The organism is Massilia sp. IC2-476 (genome assembly GCF_020707295.1).
Lineage (GTDB): Bacteria > Pseudomonadota > Gammaproteobacteria > Burkholderiales > Burkholderiaceae_D > Telluria.
This window is the reverse complement of record NZ_JAJFER010000009.1, coordinates 109230-127425: the sequence shown is the minus strand read 5'-3', so window position 1 is coordinate 127425 and position 18196 is coordinate 109230. Positions and strand designations below refer to the sequence as shown.

At 63.8% G+C, this 18196-nt stretch carries 13 protein-coding genes and 3 tRNA genes; 11 read left to right on the top strand and 5 right to left on the bottom strand.

Features of this window, described 5'->3' with window-relative positions:
- Positions 1-2: 2 nt before the first annotated feature.
- The 5 genes from LK539_RS21235 to hpnC all read right to left on the bottom strand — a co-directional run bounded on the left by LK539_RS21235 (position 3) and on the right by hpnC (position 4204).
- On the bottom strand, positions 3-794 hold the full coding sequence (locus tag LK539_RS21235; RefSeq protein WP_227803054.1) for a DUF1700 domain-containing protein: 792 nt from the start codon (positions 792-794) through the stop codon (positions 3-5).
- A gap of 19 nt (positions 795-813) precedes the next feature.
- A complete protein-coding gene (locus LK539_RS21230) occupies positions 814-966 on the bottom strand; it encodes a hypothetical protein (RefSeq protein ID WP_227803053.1) in 153 nt (50 codons plus the stop codon).
- A 33-nt stretch (positions 967-999) separates the two neighbouring features.
- Positions 1000-2403: a hydroxysqualene dehydroxylase HpnE gene (gene hpnE, locus LK539_RS21225; protein WP_227803052.1), complete on the bottom strand. Its 1404-nt coding sequence runs from the start codon at positions 2401-2403 to the stop codon at positions 1000-1002.
- On the bottom strand, positions 2390-3223 hold the full coding sequence (gene hpnD / locus LK539_RS21220; RefSeq protein ID WP_227803051.1) for a presqualene diphosphate synthase HpnD: 834 nt from the start codon (positions 3221-3223) through the stop codon (positions 2390-2392). The genes hpnE and hpnD overlap by 14 nt, the downstream gene beginning before the upstream one ends.
- A 171-nt stretch (positions 3224-3394) precedes the next feature.
- Positions 3395-4204 carry a squalene synthase HpnC gene (gene hpnC, locus LK539_RS21215; protein WP_227803050.1) on the bottom strand — a complete coding sequence of 270 codons (810 nt, stop codon included), beginning with the start codon at positions 4202-4204 and terminating at the stop codon, positions 3395-3397.
- A 65-nt stretch (positions 4205-4269) separates the two neighbouring features.
- Here hpnC and LK539_RS21210 point away from each other — a divergent pair, with 65 nt between their 5' ends.
- From LK539_RS21210 to LK539_RS21160, 11 genes are all read left to right on the top strand, one after another.
- Positions 4270-5481, top strand: a complete 1212-nt coding sequence (locus tag LK539_RS21210; RefSeq protein ID WP_227803049.1) for an efflux RND transporter periplasmic adaptor subunit — start codon at positions 4270-4272, stop codon at positions 5479-5481.
- Positions 5478-8576, top strand: coding sequence for an efflux RND transporter permease subunit (locus tag LK539_RS21205; RefSeq protein WP_227803048.1), 3099 nt, complete (start codon positions 5478-5480; stop codon positions 8574-8576). The genes LK539_RS21210 and LK539_RS21205 overlap by 4 nt, the downstream gene beginning before the upstream one ends.
- 298 nt (positions 8577-8874) lie before the next feature.
- A tRNA-Leu gene (locus LK539_RS21200) sits at positions 8875-8961 on the top strand.
- A gap of 31 nt (positions 8962-8992) precedes the next feature.
- Positions 8993-10333: a trigger factor gene (gene tig / locus LK539_RS21195; RefSeq protein WP_227803047.1), complete on the top strand. Its 1341-nt coding sequence runs from the start codon at positions 8993-8995 to the stop codon at positions 10331-10333.
- 220 nt (positions 10334-10553) lie between these two features.
- On the top strand, positions 10554-11171 hold the full coding sequence (clpP, locus tag LK539_RS21190) for an ATP-dependent Clp endopeptidase proteolytic subunit ClpP (protein WP_227803046.1): 618 nt from the start codon (positions 10554-10556) through the stop codon (positions 11169-11171).
- 157 nt (positions 11172-11328) lie between these two features.
- Positions 11329-12597 (top strand): ATP-dependent Clp protease ATP-binding subunit ClpX, encoded by a 1269-nt coding sequence (clpX, locus tag LK539_RS21185; protein ID WP_227803045.1) that lies wholly within the window; start codon positions 11329-11331, stop codon positions 12595-12597.
- 268 nt (positions 12598-12865) lie between these two features.
- Positions 12866-15277 (top strand): endopeptidase La, encoded by a 2412-nt coding sequence (gene lon, locus LK539_RS21180; protein WP_227803044.1) that lies wholly within the window; start codon positions 12866-12868, stop codon positions 15275-15277.
- 199 nt (positions 15278-15476) lie between these two features.
- Positions 15477-15749, top strand: a complete 273-nt coding sequence (locus LK539_RS21175; protein ID WP_227803043.1) for an HU family DNA-binding protein — start codon at positions 15477-15479, stop codon at positions 15747-15749.
- 68 nt (positions 15750-15817) lie between these two features.
- Positions 15818-15894: transfer RNA gene (locus tag LK539_RS21170), tRNA-Asp, on the top strand.
- Between the two features lie 19 nt (positions 15895-15913).
- A tRNA-Asp gene (locus LK539_RS21165) sits at positions 15914-15990 on the top strand.
- Between the two features lie 117 nt (positions 15991-16107).
- Positions 16108-18024 (top strand): SurA N-terminal domain-containing protein, encoded by a 1917-nt coding sequence (locus tag LK539_RS21160; protein WP_227803042.1) that lies wholly within the window; start codon positions 16108-16110, stop codon positions 18022-18024.
- Positions 18025-18196 lie beyond the last annotated feature (172 nt).

The following is an 18196-nucleotide window of genomic DNA, read 5'->3' as shown; positions in this document are numbered from 1 at the left end:
CCTCAAGCTCCCTTCAGCAGCGACATGTTCATCTTGAGGTAGCGCTTGAGGCCGAGGAAGGTGTATTTCGTGATCACCAGGGACAGCAGGAACAGCAGGATCCCGCCCAGTACCATGACCAGCCCGAACAGGGTCTGGGTAGCGCGCGATTCGCCGTCCATGTCGGTGGTGATCTGGATGCCGGTATCGGCCACCTTTTCGGCGCGCCGGATGACCATGGCGGACCGGCCTTCGTCGCCTGGCTCGGCGTCCGGGTCGACCGGCTGGGGATCTTCCTCGAAGACCTGGATACCGTTCTGACCGATGGTGACGCGGGTCAGGCCGTTCTCACGGGTCTCGCGACGCTCGCCCGACTCCAGCACCTCGATCCGGTGCAGCGGATTGTTCAGCACCAGCTCATTGGCGCCGGCGAGCCCGCTTGCCGTGATGGCTATCCCGGACACATAAAAGCCCAGCGCGGTGCCGTACACCGCGAACAGCAGCGAGGCGTAGACGGCGGCCGGAATCGCCATGAACAGGTTGAACACCAGCAGCCCCGCGCCGGCCACGATCATGCGCACGGCATTGGCCGGGCTCTTCTTTTCGTCGAAGGCCTGCATGTGGGCGCTGGCGCGCAGCGTCACCGCGATCCTGCGCGGGTCGTCCAGTTCTTCGGCGATGCTTTGCTCGCTGCGTCCGGCGGCGACGCCGTCGACAAAGCGCTGCTCGTACCAGGCCAGGGTCTTGGCCTGGGTTTCCGGCGGCAGGCCGGTCATGGCCCGCTTCAGCGCGTCGAGATATTCCAGTTTGCCCATGTGCTGCAGTTCTACGAAATCAGTGATGTGCCATGACCGGGATCGAGCCGGTCGCCAGCGCGCTGGCCGGCGAAGAACCGCCGATGAGTTCCGGGTGGACCAGCACGGCGGTGCTCAAGGCCACCAGGGCAATCAGTGCCAGGGTACGCAGGCCGAGTTGGATGTTGTTCATGTTGTTCGATCCGTAAGAGGTGTGTCGATGGTGCTACCTTACGGATTTCGGGCTTGCGCCGCCATCGGCGTGCGACAGGCTGCGGTTTTCGCGGGGCAGGGTGTCGCAGGCGGCGATGACCGTCGCAGCCGCAACACCGCTGCGCACGGCGGTTTCCAGCGTCGCCGGGTAGTCGCTGGCCGTGTAGTCGCCCGCCAGCACCAGGCCGGGCAGGGCGGTTTGCACGCCTGGACGCAGCAGGTCCGGGGTGCAGGAAAAGGTGGCGCGCTTCTCGGTGATCACGCGCGACCACTGGGGCCGGGCCAGCTCCGGACGGCGCAGGTCCTGCGCCAGCTGGGCGGCAATCGCCCCCGCCAGCGCATCCTGGTCGAGCGCGGCGGCATCCAGAGCGGCGCTGACCACCACCGCCACCAGTCCCGGCTGGGCGGCGTCGAGCTGCCCGCGGTCGAAGGCGAACTGGCCCCAGCGACCGGCCGACGGGTCGTCGAGCAGGGCATAGAAGGGCAGATCCAGGCGCAGCAGCGGATCGTACTGCAGGTAGCAGGTCGCGATCGGCTCATAGGCGAGCGCCGAGAGCTGATCGGCCAGTTCCGGCAGATGCGGAGCGAGCAGGGCCGCCGACTGGGTGGCCGGGGTAGCCAGCACCACGGCGTCGAAGTCGCTCTGTGCGCCATTCAGCGTCGCGCGCCAGCCGTCGGCGCTGCGTTCGAGCAGCTCTAGCCGGGTGCCGGTGGCGACCTGGCCCCCCTGCTGTTCGAGACGGCGCGCGGCCGCCTGCGGGAACAGGGATCCCATGTCGGTTCGCGGCAGCAGCATGTCCGAGGCGGCGCGGCGCTTGGCGCCCAGGCTGTCGCGCAGGACCGCCAGGAAGACCTTGCTTGATGCGCGCTCGGGCGGGGTGTTCAGTGCGGCGATGCACAGCGGGTACCACAGCAGGCGCGCCAGGCGCGGCGTCTGGCCGAAGCGTTCCAGGAGCTCGTGCACGCTGCAATCCTTGTACAGCACCCAGCCCATCCAGCGCGCGGCGCTGGTAAAGCGCGCCAGGGCCAGCTTGTCTTCACGCGCCAGGCCCCTGGCGCGCAGCAGGGCGCCGAACAAATGCCAGGGCGCCGGCCAGCGCGGCGCGACGAAGTCCATGCCGCCGCTGCCTTCCGGATAGCGCATCTGGACGGGCAGGCGCAGCAGCACCTCGTCCGGGTCGATGCCGACCTGGCGCATGAGGCGCAGGGTCTCGTGGTAAGCGCCCAGCAGGATGTGCTGGCCGTTATCAAGCATCTTGCCCTGCACTTCGACGCCGCGGGCGCGCCCGCCCAGGCTGCGTGCGCTTTCGACCAGCGTGACACGCGTGCCCTTGGCGGCGAGTTCGACCGCGGCGGCGCAGCCGGCCCAGCCGCCGCCGGCGACCAGGACCTTCAAGCCGCCCTCAGGTGCGGACATAGGTCTTCCAGGCCAGCCACAGCTTGCGCAGCGGCGTCAGCGAGATGCGCTGGTTCAGTACCTGGAACTTCTCGTCGGCGATTTCATCGAGCAGGGTGCGATAGATGGCCGCCATCATCAGGCCGGGGCGCTGGGCGCGGCGGTCGTGCTTCGGCAGCAGGGCCAGGGCCTCGTCGTAGGTGCGCTGGGCGCGCTCTTCCTGGAAGCGCATCAGGGCTTCGAACTTCTCGCTGTGGCGGAAATTCAGGATGTCGGCGGCCGTCACGTTGAACTGCTGCAGCTCGTTGACCGGGAGGTAGATGCGGCCCTTGCGCGCATCGTCGCCGACGTCGCGGATGATGTTGGTGAGCTGGAAGGCCAGGCCGAGCTTTTCAGCATAGGCCAGGGTCTTGGGGTCGGTATAGCCGAAGATGCTCGCCGACAGGATGCCGACCACGCCGGCCACCCGCCAGCAATACTTCTGCAGGCCGGCGAAATCGAGGTAGCGGCTCTGGTCGAGGTCCATCTCCATGCCGTCGATGATCGCCTGCAGGTGCTGTTCTTCCAGTTTGTAAGTGGCGATGTGCGGCTGCAGGGCCTGGGTCACCGGGTGGGTCGGCGTGCCCTTGTACATGGTCGAGACTTCGGTGCGCCACCAGGCCAGCTTGATGCGCGCGACAGAAGCGTCTGAAGTCTCGTCGACGGTGTCGTCCACTTCGCGGCAAAAGGCGTACAGCGCGGTGATCGCGCGGCGGCGCTCCGGCGGCAGGAACAGGAAGCTGTAATAGAAGCTGGAACCGCTTTGGGCCGTCTTTTGCTGGCAGTAGTCGTCGGGAGACATGTATGAATGCTGGTGTTGTGTGATGCGAATCCGCTATCTTAGCCGATCGTAGGGTGGGCGGGTATTCCGCCCACGCCGTGATCGCGGACCTTTGCGCCTGTTGCGAATGTACCGCCGTCGGTAACCGCGTGGGCGGACAAGCCGCCCACCCTACGAACGACAGTTCGCGGTTTACATGTGTAGGGCGCGCCAGCCGACCACGACCCAGTCGGCCGGGGCCAGCGTCGGACGGCGCCGGAACACGTCGTAATCGACCTTTTCAATCGCTTCCAGGATGCGCAGGCCGCCCTGCACCATCATGCGCAGTTCCCAGCCGACCCGGCCCGGCAGGCGCCGCGCCAGCGGGGCGCCGCTCAGCATCAGGGCGCGCGCCCGGTCGACCTCGAAGCGCATCAGCGCGCGCCAGGCCGGGGTCGCGGGGCCGGCTTTCAGTTCCGCCTCGCTCACCGCATGGCGCTCCAGGTCTTCCAGCGGCAGGTAGATGCGTCCCTTGGCCAGGTCGATGGCGACGTCCTGCCAGAAGTTAATGAGCTGCAGGGAAGTGCAGATCGCGTCCGAATCGCGCAGATTGCGCTCGTCCACGGCGTCGTACAGTTCCAGCATCAGGCGGCCGACCGGGTTGGCGGAACGCCGGCAATAGTCGAGGAGCGCGGTGTAATCGGCGTAGCGCGTGGTTCCCACGTCCTGGCGGAAGGCCGACAGCAGGTCGTGCATGGGCGCCACCGGCAGGCGGAACTCGGCCACCACGGCGGCCAGGCGCGCGAACAGCGGGTCGGCCGGCACCTGGCCGCGCTCGATGGCAGCGAGTTCCTGTCCGTAGCGCTCCAGCGCGGCGAGGCGTTCCGGCGGCGCCGCATCGCCCTCGTCGGCGATGTCGTCGGCGCTGCGGGCGAAGGCGTAGATCGCCTCGACCGCCGGCACCAGGCGCCGCGGCAGCAGGATCGATGCCACAGGAAAGTTCTCGTAATGCTCGACTGGCATATTTGACTGTTGACTCTAATGTCGGGATTTCAATGGGTCCGCTGATTATAATTGCTTGATAACAAATGCCAAATGTTTGCCCGTTCGACGCCAATAACGACAAGGGATTCCACGTGTTCGCTTTTCCGCAGCTTCGCCTCACCCGCCGTGCATATGGCCTGCCGCTCGCTGTCGCCGTCCTTGGTTTGCTGGCCGGCTGCGACAAACCCGCCCCCAGGGTGGAAGAGGTGCGCCCGGTGCGCGCCATCACCCTGGCTGCCGGCAACGGGGACGAGCGCTTCGAGTTCTCCGGCGACGTGCGCGCGCGCTACGAGTCGCGCCTGGCTTTTCGGGTCGGCGGCAAGATCGTCGAGCGCAAGGTCGATGTCGGCGCCATCGTCAAGGATGGCCAGGTCCTGATGCGGCTCGACCCGCAGGACCTGCGCCTGGCCGAAGCCCAGGCCAGGGCCACGTTACGCGCCGCCGAGACCGAGCGCGACCTCGCCCAGGCCGACTACAAGCGCCACCAGAACCTGCGCGCCCAGAACTTCGTGAGCCAGGCGGTGCTGGACGCCAAGCAGGCGGCCCTGCGCGCAGCCCAGGCCAATGTCGATGCGGCTGGAGCCGGCCTGCGCGGCCAGTCGAACCAGGCTGGCTACGCCAATCTCGCGTCCGACACCGACGGCGTAGTGACGGCGGTGGACGTCGAAGTCGGCCAGGTGGTGAGCGCCGGTGCGCCGGTGGTGCGGGTGGCTCGCACCGACGAAAAGGAGGTCGTGATCGGCATCCCGGAAGACCGGGTGGAACAGCTGCGCCAGGCCAGTGAGGTGAGCGTGCGCCTGTGGGCCAACCGCGCCGAAGCCATTCCCGGCAAGATCCGCGAAGTCGCGCCGGTGGCCGATCCGGCCACCCGCACCTATACCGTGAAGGTATCGATTCCGCCGCGGCCGGATATCCGCCTCGGCATGACGGCGACCGTGGAGATGGCGACCAAGGCAGCAAGCGACGCGGCAACACTGCGCGTGCCGCTGAGCGCCCTGGTGCAGGACAAGGGCGCGACCAGCGTCTGGCTGGTGGAGAAAGGGCGGTCCGGCGTGCCGGCGGTGCAGCTGCGCCGGGTGCAGGTCGCAGGCCAGTCGGGCAACGACATCCTGCTGTCGGGCGGGGTGCAGCCGGGGCAGACCGTCGTCACGGCGGGCGTGCACCTGCTCAAGCCCGGCCAGAAGGTGCGCATCCTGACCGCCGACGTCTCGCGCCGCGGCGATACCGAAGCCGCGGCAGTCGGGGGCGGACAATGAAGGGTTTCAACCTGTCGCGCTGGGCGCTGGAACACATTCCGCTCACGCGCTACCTGATCGCCGCGCTCCTCATCGGCGGCATCCTGAGTTACCAGCAGCTAGGCCAGGACGAAGACCCGCCGTTCACCTTCCGCGCCATGGTGGTCAGTGCCGTGTGGCCGGGCGCGACCGCGGTGCAGATGGCCGAGCAGGTGACCGATCCGCTGGAGCGCAAGCTCCAGGAGACGCCCTACATCGACCGCATCCGCAGCTTTTCCAAGCCGGGCGAGACCACCATCATCCTCGAGCTGCGCGAATCGACCCCGCCTTCCGAGACGGCGCCAGCCTGGTACCAGGTGCGCAAGAAGATCGGCGACATGGCGGCCACCTTGCCGCAGGGCGTGATCGGTCCCTTCTTCAACGATGAATTCGGCGACACCTACGGTTCCATCTTCGCCCTGTCAGGCGACGGCTTCACCCAGGCCGAGATGCGCGACTACGCCGACTTTGTGCGCCAGCAGCTCCTGAAGGTGCCCCTGGTCTCGAAAGTCGAGCAGTTCGGCGTACAGGACGAGAAGCTCTACATCGAGTTCTCGAGCAAGAAGTTCGCCCAGCTGGGCGTGCCCTTCGAGCAGATCGTCAACCAGATCGCGACGCAAAACGCGGTGGAAGCCAGCGGGGTGCTGGTGACGCCCACGGATTACCTGCAGGTGCGCGTGACCGGCGCCCTGAAGAGTGCCGAACAGCTGGAAAACCTGCAGCTGCGCGCCGGGAACACCACTTTCCGCCTGGGCGACTTCGCGACCGTCACGCGCGGCTACCAGGACCCGCCGAAGGACAAGATGCGCTTCAATGGCAAGGAGGTGATCGGCATGGGCGTGTCGATGGAGAAGGGTGGCAACATCATCCGCCTGGGTGAGGGCCTGGACGCCACCGTGGCGCGCATCCGTTCGCAGCTGCCGGTCGGGATCGAGCTGGAACGCGTGTCGGACCAGCCGCAGGCGGTCACCGCCTCGGTCAACGAGTTCATCAAGGTGCTGATCGAGGCGGTGATCATCGTGCTGGCCGTCTCCTTTATCGCGCTCGGCCTGCATACCAAGCCGAAGTTGCGGATCGACGTGCGCCCGGGCCTGGTGGTGGCCCTGACCATTCCGCTGGTGCTGGCGATTACCTTCCTCTTCATGCGCGTGCTCGATATTTCGCTGCACAAGATTTCGCTCGGCGCCCTGATCATCGCGCTGGGCCTCTTGGTGGACGACGCCATCATCGCGGTCGAGATGATGGTAAGGAAGATGGAAGAGGGCCTGTCGCGCTTCGAGGCAGCGACCTTCGCCTACACCTCGACCGCGATGCCGATGCTGACCGGCACCCTGATCACGGCCGCCGGCTTCCTGCCGATCGGCCTGGCCAAGTCGGCGGCGGGCGAATACACCTTCACCATGTTCTCGGTGAACGCCTTGGCGCTGCTGATTTCCTGGGTGGCGGCGGTGGTGTTCACGCCCTATATCGGTTACGTGCTGCTGCGCGTGAAGCCGCACGGCCAGGGCGAATCCTCGCACGACGTGTTCGACTCCCCGGCCTACGAGCGCTTCCGGCGCCTGGTCAACTGGTGCGTCGAGTGGCGCAAGACCACGATCGCGCTCAGCCTGGGCGTGTTCGCGCTGGGGGTGTTCGGCTTTAACTTCATCGAGAAGCAGTTCTTCCCGGATTCCAGCCGTCCCGAGCTGATGGTGGAGATGTGGTCGCCCGAAGGCACGAGCTTCGCCGCCAACGAGGCGGTCGTGAAACGCTTCGAAGCTTTCCTGAAGCAGCAGCAGGGCGTGCAGAGCGTGACCAGCTACGTCGGCACCGGCAGCCCGCGCTTCTACCTGCCGCTGGACCAGATCTTCCCGCAGTCGAACGTGTCGCAGCTGGTCGTGCTGCCTGTCGACGCCGGGGCGCGCGAACGGCTGCGTGTGAAAATCGAAGAAGCCTTCCGCAACGACTTCCCCGAAGTGCGCGGCCGCGTCAAGCTGCTGCCGAACGGCCCGCCGGTGGCCTATCCGGTGCAGTTCCAGGTGCTGGGGCCGGATATCGGCGTCGTGCGCAAGGTGGCGGACGGCGTGAAGGAGGTCTTGCGCGCCAACCCGAACACGGTGGGCGTGAACGACAACTGGAACGAGGCGGTGAAGGTGCTGCGCCTCGACCTGGACCAGGACAAGCTGCGCGCGCTGGGCGTGACTTCGCAGGCGGTGCGGCGCGTGATCAACACCACCCTGACCGGCACGCCGGTGGGCCAATTCCGCGAAACCAACCGCCTGATCGACATCGTGGTACGCCAGCCGGTCGAGGAGCGCTCGACCATCACGCGCCTGTCCGAAGCCCTGGTGCCCACTGGCAGCGGCGGCGCGGTGCCGATCGGGCAGCTGGCGCGCGTCGCTTTCGTCTGGGAGCCGGGCGTGGTCTGGCGCGAGGGACGCGAGTGGGCGATCATGGTGCAGTCCGACGTGGTCGAGGGTATCCAGGGGCCGACCGTGACCGCCCAGGTGGACGCCAAGCTGGCCGAGATCCGCGCCGGGCTGCCCGCAGGCTACCGTGTGACGGTGGAGGGCGCCGCGGCCGACAGTTCGGATGCGGAAGCCTCGATCATGGCCAATGTGCCGCTGGTGCTGTTCATCGTGTTCACCCTGCTCATGCTGCAGCTGCACAGCTTCTCGCGCGCGCTGCTGGTGTTCCTGACCGGGCCGCTGGGCATTGCCGGCGCCGCGATGGCGCTGCTGGTGTTCGACCGGCCGTTCGGTTTTGTGGCCAACCTCGGGGTGATCGCGCTGTTCGGCATGATCATCCGGAACTCGGTGATCCTGGTCGACCAGATCGAGCAGGACATCGCCGGCGGGGCGGAAGCGTGGGATGCGGTGGTCGAGGCGGCGGTGCGACGCTGTCGGCCGATCCTGCTGACGGCGGCCGCGGCGGCGCTGGCCATGATTCCGCTGTCGCGCTCCGTGTTCTGGGGACCGATGGCGGTGGCGATCATGGGTGGACTGCTGGTGGCGACGGCGCTGACCTTGCTGTTCCTGCCGGCGCTGTACGCGGCCTGGTTCAGGGTCAAGAAGCCGGTCGGGACGAAAGTTGCGTAGCGCAAGCGCTTGTTGACCGCGTGGGCAAGAAACTTGCCGACCCTACAAAATCTGCTCTGTCGGTAGGGTGGGCGGCTCGTCCGCCCACGCAGTCGATGTACACATGCATATAGATGAGCGTCCAAACTCCTATATAGATGAGCTCCCCACCCCCGCACGCCTAGCAAAAAACGCCCAATAGTGTCAGAAAATCCAGTAAAATAATTGATTGAAGTTGTAGCCCCTAAACAGAGGAGTGCAGGGCGGCCGGTTTCACTGTCGGGCGCCCTTTGTTTTTGTGGCAAAAATGCAATCCTGCGCGAGGATGGCGAAATTGGTAGACGCACCAGGTTTAGGTCCTGACGCCAGCAATGGTGTGGGGGTTCGAGTCCCCCTCCTCGCACCACGAATAATTATTTTTTTGGACGATTTTTATAATGGCAACTGCAGTCGAAACCCTGGGTAAACTCGAGCGTCGCTTGACGATCACTTTTCCGGTAGCTGACGTCCGTACCGAAGTTGACAAGCGCCTGAAGCAGCAGGCCAAGACGGCCAAAGCCCCGGGCTTCCGCCCAGGCAAGGTGCCACTCAAGATGGTCGCTGCCCAATACGGTTACCAGATCGAATCGGATGTGCTCAACGACAAAGTCGGCCGTGCATTCAACGACGCTGCCAACGAGAACCAGCTGCGCGTTGCCGGCTTCCCGAAAATCGAGCCGAAGCAAGACGCACCGGAAGGCATGCTGGCCTTCGACGCGACCTTCGAAGTCTACCCGGACGTCGTGATCGGCGACCTGGCCGGCGTCGAAGTCGAGACCGTCAAGGCCGACGTCAGCGATGCTGAAATCGACAAGACCATCGACATCCTGCGCAAGCAGCGCGTGCACTACCACACCAAGGGTGAGGCAGGCGAGCACGGCACCGGCGGCGAAGCTGTCGCTGCCAACGGCGACCGCGTGACCGTGGACTTCGTCGGCAAGATCGACGGCGAAGAATTCGCTGGCGGCAAGGCCGACAACTACGCCTTCGTGCTGGGCGAAGGCCGCATGCTGCCGGAATTCGAAGCTGCCACCGTCGGCCTGAAAGTGGGCGAGGCCAAGACCTTCCCGCTGGCCTTCCCGGAGGATTACCACGGCAAGGACGTGGCCGGCAAGACCGCCGAGTTCACCATCACCCTGAAGAAGCTCGAGTGGGCCCACATGCCGGAAGTCGACGCCGAATTCGCGCGTTCGCTGGGCATCGAAGACGGTTCGATCGAGAAGATGCGCGAAGACATCAAGACCAACCTGGAGCGTGAAGTCACCGCCCGCGTCAAGGCCCGCAACAAGGAAGCCGTGATGGATGCGCTGGTCAAGGCCACCGACATGGAAGTGCCAAAGGCCATGATCCAGCAGGATTCGGAGCGCCTGGCCGAGATGACCCGCCAGGACATGATGCAGCGCGGTATGGACGTGAAGGCAATGCCGTTCCCGGCCGAGATGTTCGCCGACAAGGCCGAGCGCCGCGTGCGCCTGGGTCTGATCCTGTCGCAGCTGGTCAGCGACAACAACCTGAACGCCACCCAGGAACAGGTCAAGGCACAGATCGAAGACTTCTCGCAGAGCTACGAAGATCCGAAGGAAGTCCTGAAGTACTACTACAGCGACCGCCGCCGCCTGGCCGAAGTGGAAGCTCTTGTATTGGAAGAAAACGTCGTTAACTATGTCCTCGGCAAGGCAAAGGTCAGCACCAAGACCATCGCTTTCGATGAACTGATGGGTGGCAACCCACAAGGTTAACAGGCAAGGGCCGAAAGGCTTTTGTGGTTTAATTGTAGGGTGGGCGGGGCAATTCAGGCCGGTGGCCTGAATTGCGGACGCCCACAGTTGTTTAGTGGCGGCGCGATCGTCGAGCACGATTTCGGAGCCGCCAACAATCATCTCGTGGGCAGCGAAGCTGCCCACCCTACGTGTCTGTGGGTGGTCGTCCCAACCCCTATTTACAAGGAACGAGACAGGTATGATTCGTAATCCGGCATTGGATACCCAAGCACTCGGCCTCGTGCCGATGGTGGTCGAACAAAGCGGCCGCGGCGAGCGCGCCTATGACATCTACTCGCGCCTCCTGAAGGAGCGCGTGATTTTCCTGGTCGGCCCTGTCAACGACCAGATGGCCAACCTGATCGTGGCCCAGCTGCTGTTCCTGGAGAGCGAGAATCCGGACAAGGACATCTCGCTGTACATCAACTCGCCGGGCGGTTCCGTCTCGGCGGGCCTGGCGATCTTCGACACGATGAACTTCATCAAGCCGGACGTCTCCACGCTGTGCACCGGCCTGGCCGCTTCGATGGGCGCCTTCCTGCTGGCCGCCGGCGCCAAGGGCAAGCGTTTCTCGCTGCCGAACTCGCGCGTCATGATCCACCAGCCGTCCGGCGGTTCGCAGGGCATGGCCTCGGACATCGAGATCCAGGCCAAGGAAATCCTGTACCTGCGCGAGCGCCTGGCACGCATCATGGCGGAAAACACCGGCCAGAGCATCGAGCAGATCCATCGCGACACCGACCGCGACCGCTTCATGTCGGCGGAAGAGGCTGTCGAGTACGGCATGATCGACCGCGTCCTGACCAACCGCGCCTAAGCGCGTTGCGACATCAACCAAGGTGTTGCCAAAAAACGCCCGGGCGGAACGACGTTCGGGCGTTTCGTTTTTATTTCAGGTAGCATGGTCGTGTGCGCGCTTGTTGCGTACCCGTATTAGCGATACATTCATTGCAATTAATTAAATTACCTGCCCCATGTCTGACAAAAAATCCTCCAGCGGCGAAAAACTTCTGTACTGCTCGTTCTGCGGAAAGAGCCAGCACGAAGTCAAGAAGCTGATCGCGGGACCGTCGGTGTTCATCTGCGATGAATGCATCGACCTGTGCAACGACATCATCCGCGACGAGACCTCGAACGTCGAATCGGTGGCGGGCGCCAAGTCCGATCTGCCGACTCCGCACGAAATCACCGAACTGCTCGACCAGTACGTGATCGGCCAGCAGACGGCCAAGCGCATCCTGTCGGTGGCGGTGTACAACCACTACAAGCGCCTCAAGCACCTGGGCAAGAAGGACGACGTCGAACTGGCCAAGAGCAATATCCTGCTCGTCGGCCCGACCGGTTCCGGCAAGACCCTGCTGGCCCAGACCCTGGCGCGCATGCTCAACGTCCCCTTCGTGATCGCCGACGCGACCACGCTGACCGAAGCCGGCTATGTCGGCGAGGACGTCGAGAACATCATCCAGAAGCTGCTGCAAAGCTGCAACTACGAAGTCGAGAAGGCCCAGCGCGGCATCGTCTACATCGACGAGATCGACAAGATTTCGCGCAAGTCCGACAACCCGTCGATCACCCGCGACGTGTCGGGCGAGGGCGTGCAGCAGGCGCTGCTGAAGCTGATCGAGGGCACCATGGCTTCGGTGCCGCCGCAGGGCGGCCGCAAGCACCCGAACCAGGACTTCGTCCAGATCGACACGACCAACATCATGTTCATCTGCGGCGGCGCCTTCGATGGCCTGGCCAAGATCATTCAGAACCGTTCGGAAAAGAGCGGCATCGGTTTCGCGGCCACGGTCAAGAGTCAGACCGAGCGCGCCAACAGCGAAATCCTGATGGAAGCTGAGCCGGAAGACCTGATCAAGTTCGGCCTGATCCCGGAACTGGTCGGCCGCCTGCCTGTGGTCGCCACCCTGAGCGAGCTGACCGAAGAGGCGCTGATCCAGATCCTGATCGAGCCGAAGAACGCTTTGATCAAACAGTACTCGAAGCTGCTTGAAATGGAAGGCGCCGAACTCGAAATACGTCCTGCGGCCCTGCACGCGATCGCCCGCAAGGCGCTGGCGCGCAAGACCGGCGCCCGCGGCCTGCGCTCGATCCTCGAGCACGCGCTGCTGGATGTGATGTACGAGCTGCCAAGCCAGCAAAACGTCGTGAAGGTCGTGATCGATGAAAATACGATCACGAATGGCGCGAAACCTTTGCTGATTTACAGCGAAACGCCAAAAGCTTCCGGCGAGAACTAAAAAAGCGCCACACTTTTGTCACAAAAGTCTTGCCGTACGGATTCTTGAGGGTACACTAGGTCTTAATAAGAAACCGGGCTTCAATCGAAAAGCCACTCGCGGGATCCCCTGCGCGGTGGCTTTTTCATTTGAAAACGCGTTTTTTATCGGAACGGCTATATTAATAACCAAGTGCTTAAATATTACGGTTAGAAAATATATTCGCAGTGGTCTTGAGATTTGCGCTGCGAGCGCCCAAGTTCAGCAACACGTTTCTATAAGGTATGCCATGACAACTTCGAAATTAACCGAGCAAACGACGCTGCCACTTCTGCCGTTGCGCGATGTGGTCGTGTTCCCGCATATGGTGATACCTCTGTTCGTCGGCCGTCCGAAGTCCATCAAGGCACTCGAAGCCGCGATGGAGCAGGGCAAGAGCATCATGCTGGCCGCCCAGAAGGCTGCCGCCAAAGACGAACCCTCCGCCGCAGACATCTACGAGATCGGCTGCGTGGCCAATATTCTGCAAATGCTGAAGCTGCCCGACGGTACCGTGAAGGTCCTGGTCGAGGGCGCTCAGCGCGCGCGCATCGATAACATCACCGATGGCGCCACCCACTTCACCGCCGAGCTGACTCCGGTGCAATCGGAAATCGGCGACGATTCCGAAGTCGAGGCCATGCGCCGCGCCATCGTCCAGCAGTTCGACCAGTACGTCAAACTGAACAAGAAGATCCCGCCGGAGATCCTGGCATCGCTGGCAGGCATCGACGACGCCGGCCGCCTGGCCGACACCGTCGCCGCCCACCTGCCGCTCAAGCTCGAGCAGAAGCAGGTCATCCTCGAGATCTTCAACGTCGCCAAGCGCCTCGAGCACCTGCTCGGCCAGCTGGAAGGCGAACTGGATATCCTGCAGGTCGAGAAGCGCATCCGTGGCCGCGTCAAGCGCCAGATGGAGAAGTCGCAGCGCGAGTACTACCTGAACGAACAGGTCAAGGCCATCCAGAAGGAATTGGGCGAGGGCGAAGACGGCGCCGATATCGAGGAACTCGAGAAGAAGATTGTCGCCGCCAAGATGCCGAAAGAGGCGCTCGACAAGGCAATGGGCGAGATCAAGAAGCTCAAGATGATGTCGCCGATGTCGGCCGAAGCCACCGTGGTGCGCAACTACATCGACACCCTGGTCGGCCTGCCGTGGAAGAAGAAGTCGAAGGTCACCATCGACCTCGAAAAGGCCCAGCAGGTGCTGGAATCGGACCACTACGGCCTCGACAAGATCAAGGAACGCATCCTCGAGTACCTCGCGGTGCAGCAGCGCGTCGACAAGCTGAAGGCCCCGATCCTGTGCTTCGTCGGTCCTCCGGGCGTGGGTAAAACCTCGCTGGGCGAATCGATCGCCCGCGCCACCAACCGCAAGTACGTGCGCATGGCGCTCGGCGGCGTGCGCGACGAAGCCGAGATCCGCGGTCACCGCCGTACCTATATCGGCTCGATGCCGGGCAAGGTGCTGCAGTCGCTGTCGAAAGTCGGCGTGCGCAACCCGCTGTTCCTGCTGGACGAGATCGACAAGATGGGCGCGGACTTCCGCGGCGATCCGAGCTCGGCCCTGCTGGAAGTGCTGGACCCGGCGCAGAACCACACCTTCAGCGACCACTATGTGGAAGTCGACTTCGACCTGTCGGACGTGATGTTCGTGGCGACCTCGAACTCCTTCAACATCCCGCCGGCGCTGCTGGACCGGATGGAAGTGATCCGCCTGTCGGGTTACACCGAGGACGAGAAGACCAGCATCGCGCAGCGCTACCTGCTGCCGAAGCAGATCAAGAACAACGGCCTGAAGGAAGGCGAGATCAAGGTCGAGGAATCGGCGATCCGCGACATCATCCGTTATTACACCCGCGAAGCCGGTGTGCGTTCACTCGAGCGTGAAATCTCGAAGATCTGCCGCAAGGTCGTCAAGATGCTGCTGCTGACCAAGGGCGAGAAGAAGATCACGGTCGGCGCCAAGAACCTGGACAAGTTCCTGGGCGTGCGCCGCTATGACTTCGGCGTGGCCGAGAAGGAAAACCAGATCGGCCAGGTGGTTGGTCTCGCGTGGACCGAGGTGGGCGGCGACCTGCTCACGATCGAAGCCGTCAACGTGCCGGGCAAGGGCGCCATCATCCGCACCGGTACCCTGGGCGACGTGATGAAGGAGTCGATCGAAGCGGCCCGCACCGTGGTGCGTTCGCGTGCGCAGCGCTTCGGCATCAAGGCCGAAGCCTTCGAGAAGACCGACATCCACATCCACGTGCCGGAAGGCGCGACGCCGAAGGATGGTCCGTCGGCCGGTATCGGCATGACGACGGCGCTGGTCTCGGCCTTCACCGGCATCCCGGTGCGCGCCGACGTGGCAATGACGGGCGAGATCACGCTGCGCGGCGAAGTGCTGCCGATCGGCGGTCTGAAAGAGAAGCTGCTGGCGGCACATCGCGGCGGCATCAAGACGGTCCTGATCCCCGAGCAGAACGTGAAGGACCTGGCCGAGATCCCGGACAACGTCAAGAACAAGCTCGAGATCGTGCCGGTGCGCTGGATCGAGAAGGTCCTCGAAGTCGCCCTGGAGCGCCAGCCGGAAGCGCTGGCCGACGTGCCGGCCACCGTTGCCGTCACCCCGGCGGCGGCGGCGACCGAAGCGTCGACCGACGTGGTCAAGCACTGATCGCTTCGCGCGATCGATGAAACAGGCGCTTCGGCGCCTGTCTTTTTTGGCCTGCACGCATGCGCGAAGTGACGCATCCGTACAACCGATTCCACCCTCCATGGATGTTGCTTGACAGACCAATGTTGCCCTTGTTTAATACGCGCTTGCACTTTTGCAGGAAGACGCCACGGCGTCCAACGTATAAACGAGGGTTAGAGTGAACAAGACAGAACTGATCGAAGAAATTGCGAAGTCCGCGGACATTACCAAGGCCTCGGCGACGCGCGCTCTCGACGCCATGATCGAAGCCGTGACCGAGTCCCTGAAGAAGAACGACAGCGTGACGCTGGTCGGCTTCGGCACCTTCACCGTGGGCGAGCGTGCTGCACGCACCGGCCGCGACCCGCGCACCAAGGAACCGATCAAGATCGCCGCAGCGAAGGTTCCGAAATTTAAGGCTGGTAAAGCTCTGAAAGATGCTGTAAACTAATGCCTTCTCTGCAGTGACATGCAGAGGGTACTGCCAGAAATGGCAGTCCGATGTAGTGAATTCTTGTTGGAGCGGTAGTTCAGTTGGTTAGAATACCGGCCTGTCACGCCGGGGGTCGCGGGTTCGAGCCCCGTCCGCTCCGCCAACATCCACAACATTATTCTGGAGCGGTAGTTCAGTTGGTTAGAATACCGGCCTGTCACGCCGGGGGTCGCGGGTTCGAGCCCCGTCCGCTCCGCCAGGATTCAGTAAGGTCCGAAGTCTGCGAAGGCTCCGGAAGACGAGAAGGGGCGAACGCGAGTTCGCCTTTTTTTTTAACTTGTGCTGTTAAAGCATTTTCAACCTTGAATGGCTGACCATGTTTGATTTTGTCCGTAACAACAAGCGCGTGATGCAGGGGCTGCTGCTCGTCATTATCCTGCCATCGTTCGTGTTAGTCGGTGTCGAGAGCTACCAGGACCGCGGCGACGCCGCTTCCGGCGTGGCGACCGTGGCCGGCCAGAAGGTCACCCAGCAGGAATGGGAAGAAGCCCAGCGCCGCCAGATCGACCAGGCGCGCCAGATGATGGGCCCGCAGTTCGACCAGAAGATGTTCGAGACGCCGGAAGCGAAGCAGGCGATCCTGAACAACCTGGTGGCGGAACGCGCCATCAACGCCGAAATCGCGCGCACCCACATGACCGTGGGCGACGCCGCGCTGGCCAAGACCATCCAGGAAGTGCAGGCCTTCCGCAAACCGGACGGCAGCTTCGACATGGAGCAGTACAAGGCCGCACTGGCCGCGCAGGGCATGACCCCGGCCATGTTCGACCAGCGCCTGCGCCGCGACCTCACCGTGCAGCAGCTGGCCGGTTCGATCCAGTCGACCGCCTTTGCCCCGCGCAGCGTGACCGCGCGCCTGTCGGACATCAACGACCAGGAACGCGAAGTCCAGGAGATGCAGTTCCCGATCGCGCAGTTCCTCCCGCAGGTGAAGGTCACCGACGCGATGGTCAAGGCCTACTACGACAAGAACGCCGCGCTGTTCTCGATCCCGGAACAGGTCAAGGCTGAATACGTCGTGTTCGACGCCGAAGCCGTGGCCAGCCAGGTGCAGGTGACCGACGCCGAAGTCACCGACTACTACAACAAGAACCTCAAGAGCTACACCACGCCGGAACAGCGCACCGCGAGCCACATCCTGATCACGGTGGCGCGCGACGCCAAGCCGGCCGACCAGGCGGCCGCGAAGGCCAAGGCCGAGGCAGTGCTGGCCGAGGTCCGCAAGAACCCGGACAACTTCGCCGAGATCGCCAAGGCGCAGTCGCAGGATCCGGGCTCGGCCCCGTCGGGCGGCGACCTGGGCGTGGTCGAGAAGGGCGGTCTCGTCAAGCCGGTGGAAGACGCAATCTATGCGCTGAAGGAAGGCCAGACCAGTGGTGTGGTGCAGTCGGAGTTCGGCTACCACATCATCAAGCTCACGTCGCTCAAGCCCGCCGCGCAGAAGCCGCTGGACGGCGCGAAGGAAGAGATCGCTGCCGACCTGAAGAAGCAGAAGATGTCGAAGAAGTACTCGGAAATGGCCGAGATCTTCACCAACATGGTCTACGAGCAGTCGGAGAGCCTCAAGCCCGTGGCCGACAAGCTGGGCCTGAAGATCCAGACCGTGGACGGCCTGACCCGCAAGCCGAACCCGCAGCAGGCGCAGGCGCCGTTCAACAACGAGAAATTCCTGGCCGCGCTGTTCGGCGTGGACGCCGTCAAGAACAAGCGCAACACCGAAGCCGTGGAAGTGGCGCCGAGCGTGCTGATCTCGGGTCGCGTGGTCGAGTTCAAGCCGGCCACCAAGCGTCCGTTGGCTGAAGTCGACGCCCTGATCCGCCAGCGCGTGACGATCGAGGAAGCTGCGCGCCTGGCGCGTGCCGCCGGCGAACAGAAGCTGAACGCTGCCAAGGCATCGGGCGACGCCACCGGCTTCGGCGAGCCGAAGGTCGTGGCACGCACCAAGGAACCGACCATCAACACCACCGCCGCAATCGCGGTGCTGAAGGCGGACGTGAGCAAGCTGCCGGCCTACGTGGGCGTCGAGATTCCGGGCCAGGGCTATGGCGTCTACCGCATCGGCAAGGTCTCGCAGCCCGCCGCACCGGACGCGAACCGCCGCAAGCAGGAAGCGCAGACCGTAGCTGGTATGGTCGGCCAGGCGGAGATGTTCAACTACGTCGAAGCCTTGAAGTCCAAGGCCAAGGCGAAGATCAACGTGCAGCCGTCGCAGCTCGGGGCGAAGACCGAGTAAGCGGCAAGCAGGTAAAGAAAAGCCCGGCTGTGTGAGCAGCCGGGCTTTTTGTTTTGTATGTTGAATCGTGGCGCAGCATCGATGATGCCACACCCTTAGCACGTCATCCCGGCGTAGGCCGGGATCCAAGTTTGCACATGACGCCAGGAACGCTTGCGTTCTCCCAGTGCGA

Coding starts and splice junctions, on each gene's coding strand:
- LK539_RS21235 (WP_227803054.1), bottom strand. CDS start 794: ATGGGCAAACTGGAATATCTCGACGCGCTGAAGCGGGCCATGACCGGC.
- LK539_RS21230 (WP_227803053.1), bottom strand. CDS start 966: ATGAACAACATCCAACTCGGCCTGCGTACCCTGGCACTGATTGCCCTG.
- hpnE (WP_227803052.1), bottom strand. CDS start 2,403: ATGTCCGCACCTGAGGGCGGCTTGAAGGTCCTGGTCGCCGGCGGCGGC.
- hpnD (WP_227803051.1), bottom strand. CDS start 3,223: ATGTCTCCCGACGACTACTGCCAGCAAAAGACGGCCCAAAGCGGTTCC.
- hpnC (WP_227803050.1), bottom strand. CDS start 4,204: ATGCCAGTCGAGCATTACGAGAACTTTCCTGTGGCATCGATCCTGCTG.
- LK539_RS21210 (WP_227803049.1), top strand. CDS start 4,270: ATGCCAAATGTTTGCCCGTTCGACGCCAATAACGACAAGGGATTCCAC.
- LK539_RS21205 (WP_227803048.1), top strand. CDS start 5,478: ATGAAGGGTTTCAACCTGTCGCGCTGGGCGCTGGAACACATTCCGCTC.
- tig (WP_227803047.1), top strand. CDS start 8,993: ATGGCAACTGCAGTCGAAACCCTGGGTAAACTCGAGCGTCGCTTGACG.
- clpP (WP_227803046.1), top strand. CDS start 10,554: ATGATTCGTAATCCGGCATTGGATACCCAAGCACTCGGCCTCGTGCCG.
- clpX (WP_227803045.1), top strand. CDS start 11,329: ATGTCTGACAAAAAATCCTCCAGCGGCGAAAAACTTCTGTACTGCTCG.
- lon (WP_227803044.1), top strand. CDS start 12,866: ATGACAACTTCGAAATTAACCGAGCAAACGACGCTGCCACTTCTGCCG.
- LK539_RS21160 (WP_227803042.1), top strand. CDS start 16,108: ATGTTTGATTTTGTCCGTAACAACAAGCGCGTGATGCAGGGGCTGCTG.